This window comes from Bdellovibrio sp. MYbb2, assembly GCF_056175685.1.
Map to the genome: position 1 here is coordinate 702,945 of NZ_JBJKJI010000001.1, position 12,829 is coordinate 715,773.

The window sequence follows — 12,829 nt, forward strand, 5'->3', positions numbered from 1 at the left end:
GGAATTTATGTTTCTGGTATGAGTCTTCTCGGTGTGAGACAGTTTTTTCTAAACTGCAATTGAGGATAAATTTAAAAAATTGGACTGACATCCATGTCAGCGGACCTCATCCAATGAGTTTAAATATGAATGTTATTGGAAGAGGCCAGTCTGGCTTTCTTGTTCTTCCATGCAGTCAATACAAAGGGCTGTGAAAGGTCGTGCTTGCAGGCGGCGTGCATTGATGATTTCCGTGCAGGATTCGCACTGGCCGTATGTCCCGTCAGCAATTTTCCCCAAAGCTCTTTCGATCGCGTACAAAGCTGTACGGTCACGTTCGTGCAGATGAATGGAAATATTATTGGAGATATCCTGAGAAGCGGCTTCCGCCTCGTCCGCAACCGCAGCCATGCTGGATTGTTCCTCTTTAAACTCATGTGATTTATTGAGGATCGTGCCCTTTTGGAAGAGCAAGGATTCTTTTAGATTTTGCAGTTCAGTCTCTGTCAACTCTGTGAGTTCGGTTGCGTTCATCTCACCCCCCGATATGATGATCCTTGGCCGAAAATTGATCGCATATTACGGGGGAATGATTATCTGTCACTAAAAATGCACAGCGTGATTATTTATCGCGCAAACTTACGACTTACCGCTTCTCGCATCTCAGCGCCTTCGATGGACAGACGAGTCCACGGAATTGCCAGCAACCTTTCAGATTCGATAGCTTCCTCAGTCTCTTCGCAGATACCGAATGTGCCTTGCTCGATACGTGCCAGGGCCATCTCGATCTCGACCAGTTGATTTCTCATGCGTGCTTGGGATATCAAAAAAGAATGTTCTTCGATGTGGGCGACAGATTGATCTGCTTCGTCACCGCCACGCTCCGCATGGACCAGTTCGCGCTGGGCTGTTCTGAAACGATTCAAAACATCCTGTTTCGCGGTTAGAAGTTTTCTTCTGCACTCCATCACTAAGTTTTCAGAAATACGACTTGTCATAACAACCCCCTTCTAAAGATTTGCGACTCTCTTGGTCGCTGGTGTTCCTAAGACAGGGCACCGCAAGAAGGGGGTTAAAAAATCGTCATTAAATTAACTTATAGATACTATTTGCGGACTTTAAGCGGAATTACTTCGCCTTTTTCAATAGTTAGAGCGGTCACCGGGCGCTCGATCTCGCGTTCAGCATTAATACTGAGGTTTCCTAGAGATCCAGGGAACTTATTTAGCTGCCCTAGCTTCTGCACCAATTCCTCACGGGAGCTGGCTCCGGCGGCAATCAGCTGACGCAGAATCAGACCTGCATCATAAGCCTGGATTTCAATCAGGGAAGGCGGTTCATTATAAAGAGTGCGGTATTCGTTTACAAAACGCGAACGATCCTGATTCGCCGGAGTCATGCTGTCGACGAAGATCAGATTCTGCGAAAAATTCCCGGCACGTTTGGCGATGTCTTTGGTGTTCCAAAGATTGGTTCCCAAAAGCTTCACGCCGCGCACATCATTATAAGACAGCATCGCCGAGATCTGTCCCATCGCACGGGCCGAGTCGGGGATAAAGATCGCATCAAAGTCCGTGATCGGTGGCAGCACGTTTTCAAGATTGCTCTGGCGAACCGAGTGTTTTTTTCCAGAGGTCTGAAGCTCTTTCAAACGCATGTTGAATTCATCCTGACGGGCTTCACCGAAGTAAGTTCCCACCAGACGCTGCACCACCAGACGGAAGTCTGTTTCTTTCACCGAATAGGTCTGAACCGCAGTGATCTCACCACCACGGGCCAAAACTTCATCCCAGAAGATGTTGGTGAATTCAATACCGTACGGATCGTTCGGGTAAAGCACCGCGAACTTTTTCATGCCCATGTCTTCCATGGCGGTGCGAACCAGGGCGCGCACCTGCATACCGCTGGTCAGAGAGTTTCTGAACACTGTGGGGCCCACTTCGGTCAAACCGGAACGCTGGGAAAGGGCGATGGTCGGCACACCCAGTTCGTCAGACTTTGCCGCAACTGCCGGAGCGGTCTTTGAAAGCAAGCTTCCCACGATGGCAATGACGTTGTCTTCTTTCACCAGACGTTCGACACCGCGACGGGCGGAATCAGGATTGCCTTCACTGTCCATCACGGCCAACTGGAAGCCAGAGCCCGGAATATGCAGCCCCAAGCCCATTTCAAGGCCACGCAGGGCACGCTGTCCCACCGGGGCGTTACGGCCGCTTAAAGGCAGCACCACGCCGACAGTCTGGGATTTCACGTTTCTCGCGGAATCCAGCTGCAGGATGATTTCCTGGGCTCGCAGCGCAAGATCGCTGCCCGGAACAAATTCCGTCACGGAGTTAAAGTATTTTTTAGCGTCAGAGGTGTCTTTTTTATCCAAAGAAATTTCACCCAGACGGAACATCGCATGTCCGCGCAGGAAACCAAAATCAGATTCATCGGCAACGTCTTCCAGCTGATCTTCGTTGAGTTTGTTCTCTACAATGTCGATGGCCTTCAGACGGTAAGATTCCTGATCGGCCTTGCTGGGCGCTTGCACAGCCTGGTTCACCAGGGATTTCAGTTGTCCCAGCACATCCGTTGATGGTGCGCCTGGAACACTCAAGGTTTCACTTTCAATCTGCTCAGGAGGTTTACCCGTGGTAAGGCCGCCTACGGCTTTTGGCTTTTTTCCGGTGGCGGCAGTGGTCGCCGCAGGTTTCATCGGAGCGCGTTTGGTGGCTACTGTCGTACAGGAAGCCAGAAGACCGGCCGTCAGCAAGAGTGAAAAGTAGGGTTTCATTTACGCGTCCTCATCAGTTGTGCGACTTTATCCTGGAAGGCCTTCACCAAAGGACTTGTGTCCGTGGTCTTGGCAAGTTCTTCCACCAGTTCTTTTTGTTTGTTGCTTAGACTGCTTGGAGTGTCCACCAGAACGCGCACAAGCATGTCACCGGATCCGAAGCCACCCAGTTTCGGGAAGCCTTTGCCCTTCAGACGGAAAGTCTGCCCAGAGTGTGTTCCCGGAGGAATACGGATCATGGCTTTTCCCGTCAGGGTCGGAACTTCGATGTTGGTTCCCAAAATCGCATCGGTGTAAACAATCGGAAGATCCAATGTCACATCGTTTTCGTTTCGTTTGAACAGCGGGTGTTCCTGAATGTTGATAATCACATACAGGTCTCCGGCAGCCGCGCCACCGGAAGCATCACCTTCGCCAGCCAGTTTCAGGCGCTGGCCTTCTTTCACGCCAGCAGGAACATTCACGGATAATTTTGCCGGCTCTTCACGGCCGCCGCGCTGGCGCATGAAGCTAATGACTTTTTCGCTGCCTAAAGCGGATTCTTCAAAAGAGATATTCAGGGTGTAGCGCAGATCCGTGCCCTTGCTGGGACGACGGGCGCGCGCACCACCGGCACCGGCACCCGGGCCGCGGGCATTGCCGAAGATCTCGCCAAAGACATCACCGAAGATGTCCTGGAACGGATCACCACCGGCACCAGCTCCAGCACCGCCGGCTCCGGCGCCACCAAAGCCGCCGAATCCACCAGCACCACCGAACGGGCCGCCAGCTCCGCCAAAGCCCTGGGCTCCGGCGTGACCGAACTGGTCGTACATTTCGCGTTTTTTGGTATCACTCAAGACTTCGTAGGCCTCGGTGATTTCCTTGAATTTTTCCTCGGCCTTTTTATCACCGGGATTTTTATCCGGGTGATACTGCATAGCCAGCTTGCGATAAGATTTTTTGATCTCATCGGCAGTGGCAGAGCGGGAAACATTCAAAAGGGAGTAAAAATCTTTTTTAGACAAGCAGGGCTTCCTTACTCTGGCTTCTTGGCAACAACCACTTGGCCAGGTCTGATCACTTTATCATGAAGTTTGTAAGGCTTTTTAAACACACGCACGACGTGGCCCGGAGCCATCTGATCTGTGGCTTCGCTGCTCAGCGCTTCGTGTACGGACGGGTCAAACGGAGCCCCGTGCGCCGGGATCTCTGTGACATTGTGACGCTGAAGCAGGGATTTCAGTTCCTGAGCGGTCATATCCACACCCTGTTTGAAGGTGTTGAAGTTTTCAGCGCTCACGTTCACGCTCAAAGCGCGGTCGAAATTATCCACTACTTCCAGCAGGTCACGCACCAGGCGCTCGCCGCCGTACTTCGTCAAATCGGAACGTTCCTTGATCGCGTTGCGTTTGTAGTTTTCAAACTCTGCGCGCAGGTACAGATAGTCGTTTTTGAACTTTTCAGCTTGTTCCTGAAGTTTCTGGATCTCAGAAGCGATTTCGGCATTTTCTGGATTAGGAGGATTGGAGTTTTGAGAGTTGTTTTCTTCTGACATGAGACTTCCTTTCGCAATACTTAAGATTGTGTATTCACGAAGCAATGTCAATGTCAGGGGGGCGGAAGAAAAACTCCTAGCCCCTTAGAGATCTTCTTGAAGGAAAGTCAGTTCCTGGAAAACACGGTTGCTAAGCACAAGGCCCTCGCGCGTCAGTGACCAATGCCCGTTGTCATGACGAATCCAGGATTTCTCTTCCATGTTTTTCATGATTTGCAGGACCTTTTCACTGACATTTTGCGGGAATTTGGCTTGCAGCTGCTCCACATTGAGTCCGCGCATCAGACGCATCGAAGTATGACAAAAGTCTGTAAGAGCCTGATGCATTTCCAGCACTTCCACCTGATTCGAAGGCAGATGGCGCACCGGGGAATCAAACTCCTGACCGTCAAATGCCAGAATCTGCTTCTGGTATTCGTTGATGGAATTGATATTCCAGTAACGCGTGCCCCAAGAGGATTCCTTGGAATAGGAATGCGAGCTAAGGCCCAAACTCCAATAAGGTTGATCCACCCAGTACAGCATGTTGTGACGGGATTCAAAACCCGGCAGGGCAAAGTTGGATATTTCGTACTGCTGAAAACCTTTGCGGGTCAGTTCGTCAGCGATGATGTCAAACATCTCAACTTGTTCATCGTCAATCGGGCGGCCTTTTGACAAAGGATGTCCATCAGGAACTGTCAAACAATAAGGGCTGATGTGTTTGGCCCCTTGTTCAACGGCGATTTCCACATCACGACGCAGGCCTTCGACAGTTTGGGAAGGCAGGGCAAACAGAATATCAAAGCTGAAATTCACACCGTGGGCCCGAAGAAGGTCGAGAGTTTCCAGGGTTTGTTTTGCCGAATGTTCGCGGTGAACCATTTTCAACAAGCGATCATCAAAGGTTTGAGCCCCCACACTGAAACGGTTGATGCCGTTATCCAGATAGGTTTTCAGTTTTTCTTTGCTGACCGTCGCCGGATTGATCTCGATGGTGATTTCCGTGTCAGGTCTAGTTGTAAATCCATATCTACCCAGCTCTTTGATAATCGCTACAATGAGATTTGCAGGGATGAGGCTCGGCGTGCCTCCACCAAAGTAAATGGTGTCCAGACTTTGGGGAGTGTAATAGCGGTGCTTCTGACGAATTTCCTTAAACAGAAGTTCGACATACTGATCCGGCGGCAAAATCTTGCTTTGCTCATAAGTGGCGAAATCGCAGTAAGTACAGCGCTGGATACAGTAGGGAATGTGGATATAGACGCCAAATGCCATGGGAGTTATGTAGAGTATGTCTAAGAAATTTCAACTAAAAAACGGTCTGAAAGTCCTTTTACTGGAAAGCCACAAGTCTCCGGTGGTCTCAGTGCAAATGTGGGTGAAAACAGGCTCGGCCGATGAAAAAAAGACCGAAGAGGGGATCTCTCACTTTATCGAGCATTTGGTGTTTAAAGGGACCCGCAAGTACAAGGTGGGCGAGATCGCGGCCACCGTGGAAGGTTCCGGCGGGGAGCTGAATGCCTACACCTCTTTTGACCAAACCGTGTTTTATGTGACCATTTCCAAACAATTCTCGGATGTCGCCCTGGATGTGATCAGTGAAATGATGGGTTATCCGACCTTTGATCCGCAAGAAATCGACAACGAACGCGAAGTTGTTCTGGAAGAGATCAAACGTGGTCAGGACAGCCCGGGCCGCCGTGCCAGTCAGCTGCTTTTCACCAACGTCTTCCAAAAAAGCCCTTACGGCATTCCGGTTATTGGCTACGACAAGGTCGTTAAAAAAGTTTCTGCCAAAAAAATCCGCGAGTTCTATCAATCCCGGTATGTGCCATCAAATATGTTCCTGGTGATTTCGGGCGACTTTGATTCCAAAGAAATGAAAAACCGCGTGCAGGAAATGTTCGGCGGCTTTGCTCCGTATAAACTGCGCAAAGTGGCGCGCAAAAAAGAACCGGCACAAAAAACCATTCGCATCAAAGTCGAACAGGCGAAGTTTGAACAGACCACCGCTTACCTGACCTGGAGAATCCCGAGCGTCAAACACAAGGACATCGCAGCCCTGGAAGTGATGTCAGCGATTCTGGGACAGGGTGATTCCTGTCGTCTGATGCAGACGTTGCGAATCAAAGAGCCGCTGACAAATTCAGTGGGCTCGTTTGCTTATTCCATGCAGGATGACGGACTGTTTGCCGTGTCGTTGGGGCTGGAAAAAGAAAATCTGACCAAGGCGCTGACGGCGCTGATTCCGGAACTGGTTCGCATTGTGACCGAACCTCCGACCGTGGCGGAAATGCAAAAGGCAATCACGAACTTTGCCAGCCACGAAGTTTATTCCATGGAGACTGTGGATAACATTGCGAGAAAAGCCGGAAGCAATGAGTTTTATTACGGCGATCATGACTACTACAAAAAGTACATGAAACAGGTCTATGCCCTGAAGCCGGAAGACATTCAGAAGATCGCCAGAAAATATCTGAAGGCGGACACCTTCGGTCTTTCCATGATGACGAACATGGATAAGAAAAACGCGGACCGTATCCTGAAAGCCTTTGCGAAAGACTTGAGAAAAGCTTTGCGTGAAGCAAAAGTTGCAAAACAAAAAGTGCCGCGCTTTGCCGCAAAGAAATTCCATATCAATGCCGGAGCTTCTAAAGGTGTGCCGACCACCGAGCGCATTGTGCTGGATTCCGGGGCCACCTTGCTGATCCGCGAACAAAGCGACACGCCGTATGTGGCGATGAAAGCGGCGTTCCTGGGTGGGGCGCGGGTTGAGCCGGAAGGCCAAAACGGGCTGACCGAATTGTTTGCCAGAAACTGGATGTCCGGATCAAAAAACTTCACAGAAGATGACATCAATCTTCGCGTGGACGAACTGGCTGCCGGTATCGGCGCCTTTGGCGGAAGAAACTCGGCCGGTCTGTCCATGGATTATCTGTCACCGTTCGAAGACAAGATGCTGGAAATCTATGCGGATTCCCTGCTGGCGCCACAGTTCCCGGAAATCATCCTGGAGCGTGAAAAAGTTGTTCTGAAAAATCAGATCAAGGCCCGTAACGACAATCCAGCCCAGCTTTGTATTCTGGCCTTCATGCAGGAAATCTTCAAAGGTCACCCGTATGCGCGCGATCTGGTGGGCAGCGAAACCACGGTGAACGCGATCACGTCTGCGGACCTTCTGGGTTATTACAAAAAAATCGCCATGGCGAAGAACGTGACGTTCTCGGTTGTGGGTGATGTTGACACCAAGAAGTGGGTGAAGACGCTCAATGAAATCACCAAAGAGCTTCCGAAAGGGGAGCGCGTGAAAAATCATTTCGCGGCACCAAAAATCACCGAATCCAAACACATGTTCCGCGAACTGAAAAAAGAACAAAGCCACATCATTGTGGGCTATCAGGGTCTGACACTTTCAAGTCCTGAGCGCTACACGATGGAAATCATTCAGTCCATTCTAAGCGGCCAGGGTGGCAGACTGTTTATCGAGCTGCGGGATAAAAACTCTTTGGCATATTCCGTGTCGCCAATGCACATGGAAGGTATCGAGTGTGGATATTTCGGTGGATATATTGGTTGTTCGCCGGAAAAATCGGAAAAAGCCATTCAGATGCTGAAAGCGGAATTCAACAAGCTGGCGACAACCAAAATTTCACCGGAAGAACTGGTGCGTGCGCAGAGATATCTGATTGGCCGACACGATATCGAGCTGCAAAGAAAGAGCACCATAGGCAATGCGATCTTGTTCGATGATATCTATGGCCTGGATTACCGTGAAAGCCTGGATGTGGCTGACAAGTACTTTGCAGTCAGTCCGGAAGATGTGCAGAAGCTGGCGCAAAAAATATTTGCCCAGCCCACTATTGTAAGTCTGGTGGGTCCGACGGATGTGAAATCCTAAAGCTCGCGACGGAAGTCCTCAATGATTCTTTGATTGAGGGCTTCCAGATCCTTGAATCCACGGGGCTTGAGTTCTTCAGGTCCCTTGTTTAATTCCGCACTTAAATGTCTTTCTAAAATCGCAAATACTTTTGGAATCACCGTGCGTTGGTAGTTAGCGCTGCCGATGCGGGTTTTCACAATCTGCCAAAGTTCCCAGCGGGCCGGCAAAAAGGCATAATACAGATCCCCGCCGAACTGGGAATAAAACGGATATTCTTTTTTCCAGCGCTGGCGCGACAGGTGATGACGGCCCTCAGTGAAATCCCGAAGCTGCAGTACGGTGGAAGTGTGCGGGTGATAGCTTTCTGCAGTGCTTTTTAAAACTTTGGACATGGCTTTGGGATCTTTTGTGGCCACTATCGACAGCGAGTCCGCAAACATCTCATGAACGGCGCTGCGCAGACTCCAGTGGGCTGAAATTTCCTTGCGGCGCTCAGCGATGGAGTCGATTTCTTTGATGATGTCATAGATTTTTTTGTCCATGTCCTGGCGAAGAGCAGGATCTGTCAGCTTGTCTCTTTCCAGCATCAAAAGATCATTTTGCTGGTGCAGGTTTTCTTCGCGGGTGTGCAGGGAAATTTGTTCCTCACGCAAAGTCTTGTAGCTTGAGGACTTCAGAGTCATGTTCTTTTCAAAGACCGCGTGGGCGTATTCATGCATCAGGGTGTTTTGATTGATGGCCGGATGTTTTTTTCCCATTTTTTCCGGGCGCACACCGACGCTGATCAGATAAGTCTGAGCATTGAAGGTGGAAAAAATAAATGCACTGTCGACGTGGATTTGCACTTCGTGAGGCACGGCAAGATCACCCAGCAGGGTGTTGATCTTGTCCACCGTGTGGGCGTAGTCCTTTGCCGGCGGCCCTTTCTGGCCGGAGGGTCTGACTTCAATCTGACCCTGCTTCGCATATTCGGAAGCAAAGATCGGCCCGCATTTTTCCCCGAAGGCCCACAGGGACCCCGGCGCAAAAGCGCTCAGCACTGCCAAAGTGATAGTCATCCATCTTAAGTTCATTCTTAGTAGAACTCCTTCAAACGGGCTTGCCGGATTGAAATGCAAAGGTGACGCCGAAGTGGTGTCTCATTGTGAGACTTTTGACCAGCTTTGCAAAAAACAACTAACCGAAAACCATTCAGGATTTGTTAAACTAACAGTATGCGGGAAAAGCGTTCGACACCAACAGTTGAGCTTTTTGTAAGCCCTGAGGGCTACTTCCAGGAGCTGGTTCAGAAAGGTCTGTCCCAGCGAAAGGTTCAGACCTATCCATTGGTTGAAGCCTATCTTGTGAATTTATTACAGCACTATCTGGATGCGCGGAATCTGCACGATCCAGCCTACGCCAGCGAAAGCGGCGCTCGAAATCCCCAGACACTGGCTGAAATGTATCTGGCGGCTCAGAATGCCGAAAGCTTTGCCAAGGCCGAAATGCTGAGAAAACTCGGAGACCGAACCCTGTACATTAGCGGCTTCTTTGGCGACTCGTTGTCTCGCAAGATCATCGATGTGGATTACTATGCGGAGATTGGCGGAGCGGCCTATGCATCCCTGGCCCATTGCACCCGGGAAGACACCATGGCCCGTGTGTACACGGTGTTCTCGGACCGTTTTCTGGAGTTTGTCGATGTGCTGACGTACATCAGTCATCATTCCTTTATCAAAAGCGACGAAAGCATCCTGAGACTGTATGAGCGCTATATGAGAACAGGTTCTGAGCTGGCTCGTGAGAAGCTTGAGGAAATGGGAGTTTTGACCCTTCCTCAGGATCAAGTAAAGCTTGGCAAGCAGAGCTGATTCCTCTATTCTGGCGCCATGTTTGGCTTAGGTATGTCTGAAATTATCTTCCTTGCGGTTCTTGCCCTGATTGTGATCGGGCCGAAAGAACTTCCGGAACTGGCAAGGACTCTGGGGCGCTTTCTCAACGAGTTGAAAAGAAGCACCGATTCCATGGGTGATGAACTCAAGCAACAGATGCGTCTTGATAAGCTCGACAAACTGAATCTGGACACCATCCGCAATCCTCAACAGCAAGGTCAAAATCAGAACGAAGCCGAACAGGCTCCACTGGCGCCTTCTGCTGATGCAGCTCCAATCGTTGAAGAACAGCTGGAGTTTCCGCAAGCCACCGCTGACGAAAAATCAGAAGAACAGAAGCCTTCATGAGACGCGAAGAACTCGATTCCAAAGCCCAATCCTTGTTTGAGCACCTGTCCGATCTTCGCAAATGTCTGATCAATTGTGTTTGGATTTTGTTGATCGCCACGGGTATCTGTTACGGTTTCAGTGAAAAGATTTTCGATTTCGTGCGTGAACCGATTCGTCCGTACCTTCCAGGTGGCGGTCTGATCTATACCGGTCCATTGGATAAATTCATTGCTCATCTAAAGCTTTCCTTCGTGTGCGGTATTTTACTGTCGTGCCCGTTCTGGCTTTATCAGGTGTGGAAGTTCATTGCTCCGGGGCTGTACGCTAAAGAGCGCAAATACACCATGGGCTTTATCGTTTCCGGCACGGGTTTGTTTGTGCTGGGCGCGGCGTTTTCATACTGGATCGCTTTGCCAATGGCCTTCCAGTTCCTGATGACTTTCGGGGGCGAAATCGACAAGCCGATGATTTCCATTGATCAGTACATGGGGTTCTTCACCCAGATGTGTCTGATGTTCGGGGTGGCTTTTGAATTACCCTTGGTGATCGTGGTTCTGGGTATGATGGGAATTGTGTCCCAGTCCTTCCTGCGCAAGAACCGCCGCTATGCCATTATGACAATCGCGGTGATCGCCGCGGTGATCACTCCGCCGGATCTGCTGAGCATGGTGATGATGCTGGCACCGATGTGGGTTCTTTATGAAGCCGCCGTCCTGATCGTCGGTGTCTTTGAAAAGAAGCGTGAAGACAGCTTCGCTGTGAACGAGCGCGAATAGCCACAGTTCCAGCCTCGACTACAGTCGGGGTGTTCGGCTTTTAATGTGAAATGTGAGAATCTTGTGAGTACGCTTGGTAAGTGTACAAAAGCATTCTTACGTTCATGGAGGAACTGTGAAGTCTTTGATCTTCTTGTCTCTGATGGGTCTATCTTTGTCTGCGACGGCGCAAATTCAGGATTACGAAAAAGCGGCCAAACAATTTGCGTGTATCAATCAAGTCAACATGGCAACCATGGATATGGGTTTCGGTACGGAACCTGATGGCGCTGCCTTCGTTATCGGTAATGACGGCAAAACCAATGTGCTTGATTCTGGCAAAATCATTTCCCGCGAAACCAAAGATGGCGTTGAAACGATCGTTTACAAAGCCAAAGTTATGACCGGCTTTAAAGACGGTAAACCGGTATTTGAAACAGACCGTAAAACCGTAAGCCTTCGTCGTGACGATCAGGGCCGCGTGGTGGCGGTGAACAAAGACATGAATCTGAAATCCCAGATTCAGAACCGTGATGCTTACATGAAAACCGAATGGGGCAAAAACTTCAAAGGCAATTTCCCGCTGGTGAAAGGCACCGAATCCACATTCTCTTACAATGGTGATTCTTGTGAAGTGGCGCAAAGCGCTTATATGCAGATGCTGGATGAAAATTCAAAAGTGGAAACCAAAGTCACTTACGACAAGGTTTTCTGTGACCGTATGAAGCCAATGATTTCCAAAATGGGTTCTCAGAATGCGGCTCAGTGCGGAAGCCTGATTGGCATGGCTCAAGGCGCTTATGATCAGCGTAACGCTGAACTGGCAAAAGAGGGTAAATCCATGACTGCAGGTGCATTTGGTGTGTATGCCGGCATGGAGGCTCCAGCTGACAAGAAAAGCAAACAAGCGGCTCAAACCAGCGCCTTTAATATCGGTGGTGCGATTGCGATGTGTGCTTCCATGGCTGATGGTGGCATGGGCATGATGGGTGGTTATTACGGGATGGGTATGGGCAGTATGATGGGCGGCGCAGGAGCTTACGGTGCAATTATTGGTGGCACCGGCAGCATGACAGGCGCATCCCCGGCCAAGACAAAGGCCTCACAGAAGGCCGCCAAAGGAAATCAATAAGACAATAAAAAAGGGGCTCTGATGAGCCCCTTTGATTTTTCAGCTTTTTAAAACCGACTAAGGTTCTTCAAACTTGATCAGAACCGCTCCGGATTCCACAGAGTCGCCCTGTTTCACGCGGATCTCTTTGATTTTTACATCGCGGGATGCACGCATTTCATTTTCCATCTTCATCGCTTCCATGATCAGTAAAGGTTTGTTGGCCTTCACGATTTCACCCTCTTTGGCGAAGATTTCGATGATTTTACCAGGCATACCGGATTTCAGTTCCTGGTCGCCACCGAAACCGCCACCTTTCTTCAGGGATTCATGCAGAAGCATTTCATCATTGAAGACTTTGATGGTGCGGAAAGAGTTACGCGTAAAGACCGTGTACTCAGTGTCCTGTCCGATCACGTCGATCAGATAGGACTTACCGCCAAACAGGAAGCTGATGTACTGCTCGGCCTGCTTGTAGTCGTTTTTGGAGATGTCATAGTGGATCCAGTCTTTGCCCTCTTCCTGCAAGGAAACCTTCCAGGTCGTGCGGTGCTCGGTCACATCCACTTTAAATTTCTTACCTTTAAGTTCTGCCTCAAAATACATGA

The 12,829-nt window shown here is 49.9% G+C and carries 13 protein-coding genes; 5 read left to right on the plus strand and 8 right to left on the minus strand.

Features of this window, described 5'->3' with window-relative positions; all coding sequences use genetic code 11:
- Positions 1–132 precede the first annotated feature (132 nt).
- From AC04MQ_RS03445 to hemW, 6 genes are all read right to left on the minus strand, one after another.
- Positions 133–513, minus strand: a complete 381-nt coding sequence (locus tag AC04MQ_RS03445; RefSeq protein WP_015092812.1) for a TraR/DksA family transcriptional regulator — start codon at positions 511–513, stop codon at positions 133–135.
- A 92-nt stretch (positions 514–605) separates the two neighbouring features.
- Positions 606–977, minus strand: a complete 372-nt coding sequence (locus AC04MQ_RS03450) for a TraR/DksA family transcriptional regulator (RefSeq protein WP_041578160.1) — start codon at positions 975–977, stop codon at positions 606–608.
- Between the two features lie 107 nt (positions 978–1,084).
- The gene (locus AC04MQ_RS03455; protein WP_475391092.1) at positions 1,085–2,755 is read right to left on the minus strand and encodes an ABC transporter substrate-binding protein; all 1,671 of its coding nucleotides are present in this window, start codon (positions 2,753–2,755) and stop codon (positions 1,085–1,087) included.
- On the minus strand, positions 2,752–3,762 hold the full coding sequence (locus AC04MQ_RS03460) for a DnaJ C-terminal domain-containing protein (RefSeq protein ID WP_015092808.1): 1,011 nt from the start codon (positions 3,760–3,762) through the stop codon (positions 2,752–2,754). The genes AC04MQ_RS03455 and AC04MQ_RS03460 overlap by 4 nt, the downstream gene beginning before the upstream one ends.
- An 11-nt stretch (positions 3,763–3,773) precedes the next feature.
- Positions 3,774–4,292 carry a nucleotide exchange factor GrpE gene (grpE, locus tag AC04MQ_RS03465; protein ID WP_015092807.1) on the minus strand — a complete coding sequence of 173 codons (519 nt, stop codon included), beginning with the start codon at positions 4,290–4,292 and terminating at the stop codon, positions 3,774–3,776.
- An 84-nt stretch (positions 4,293–4,376) separates the two neighbouring features.
- Entirely contained in the window at positions 4,377–5,549 is a 1,173-nt protein-coding gene (gene hemW, locus AC04MQ_RS03470) for a radical SAM family heme chaperone HemW (RefSeq protein WP_015092806.1), read from the minus strand.
- A 16-nt stretch (positions 5,550–5,565) separates the two neighbouring features.
- Between hemW and AC04MQ_RS03475 the strand changes: the two genes are divergently transcribed.
- Entirely contained in the window at positions 5,566–8,172 is a 2,607-nt protein-coding gene (locus AC04MQ_RS03475) for a M16 family metallopeptidase (protein ID WP_015092805.1), read from the plus strand.
- Here the strand turns inward: AC04MQ_RS03475 and AC04MQ_RS03480 are convergent.
- Entirely contained in the window at positions 8,169–9,227 is a 1,059-nt protein-coding gene (locus tag AC04MQ_RS03480) for a hypothetical protein (protein ID WP_475391095.1), read from the minus strand. The two genes, AC04MQ_RS03475 and AC04MQ_RS03480, sit on opposite strands and share 4 nt — an antisense overlap.
- 141 nt (positions 9,228–9,368) lie before the next feature.
- On the opposite strand from AC04MQ_RS03480, the gene AC04MQ_RS03485 reads away from it, so the two are divergent.
- The 4 genes from AC04MQ_RS03485 (at position 9,369) to AC04MQ_RS03500 (ending at position 12,242) form a co-directional block, all read left to right on the plus strand.
- Entirely contained in the window at positions 9,369–10,004 is a 636-nt protein-coding gene (locus tag AC04MQ_RS03485; protein WP_015092803.1) for a hypothetical protein, read from the plus strand.
- Positions 10,005–10,022: 18 nt separating this feature from the next.
- On the plus strand, positions 10,023–10,373 hold the full coding sequence (locus AC04MQ_RS03490) for a twin-arginine translocase TatA/TatE family subunit (RefSeq protein WP_041578157.1): 351 nt from the start codon (positions 10,023–10,025) through the stop codon (positions 10,371–10,373).
- The gene (tatC, locus tag AC04MQ_RS03495) at positions 10,370–11,131 is read left to right on the plus strand and encodes a twin-arginine translocase subunit TatC (RefSeq protein ID WP_015092801.1); all 762 of its coding nucleotides are present in this window, start codon (positions 10,370–10,372) and stop codon (positions 11,129–11,131) included. Before AC04MQ_RS03490 ends, tatC begins: the two co-directional genes overlap by 4 nt.
- 115 nt (positions 11,132–11,246) lie before the next feature.
- Positions 11,247–12,242 carry a hypothetical protein gene (locus tag AC04MQ_RS03500; RefSeq protein WP_015092800.1) on the plus strand — a complete coding sequence of 332 codons (996 nt, stop codon included), beginning with the start codon at positions 11,247–11,249 and terminating at the stop codon, positions 12,240–12,242.
- A 57-nt stretch (positions 12,243–12,299) separates the two neighbouring features.
- Here AC04MQ_RS03500 and AC04MQ_RS03505 read toward each other — a convergent pair whose 3' ends face one another.
- Entirely contained in the window at positions 12,300–12,827 is a 528-nt protein-coding gene (locus AC04MQ_RS03505; protein WP_011166160.1) for an acyl-CoA carboxylase biotin carboxyl carrier protein subunit, read from the minus strand.
- Positions 12,828–12,829 lie beyond the last annotated feature (2 nt).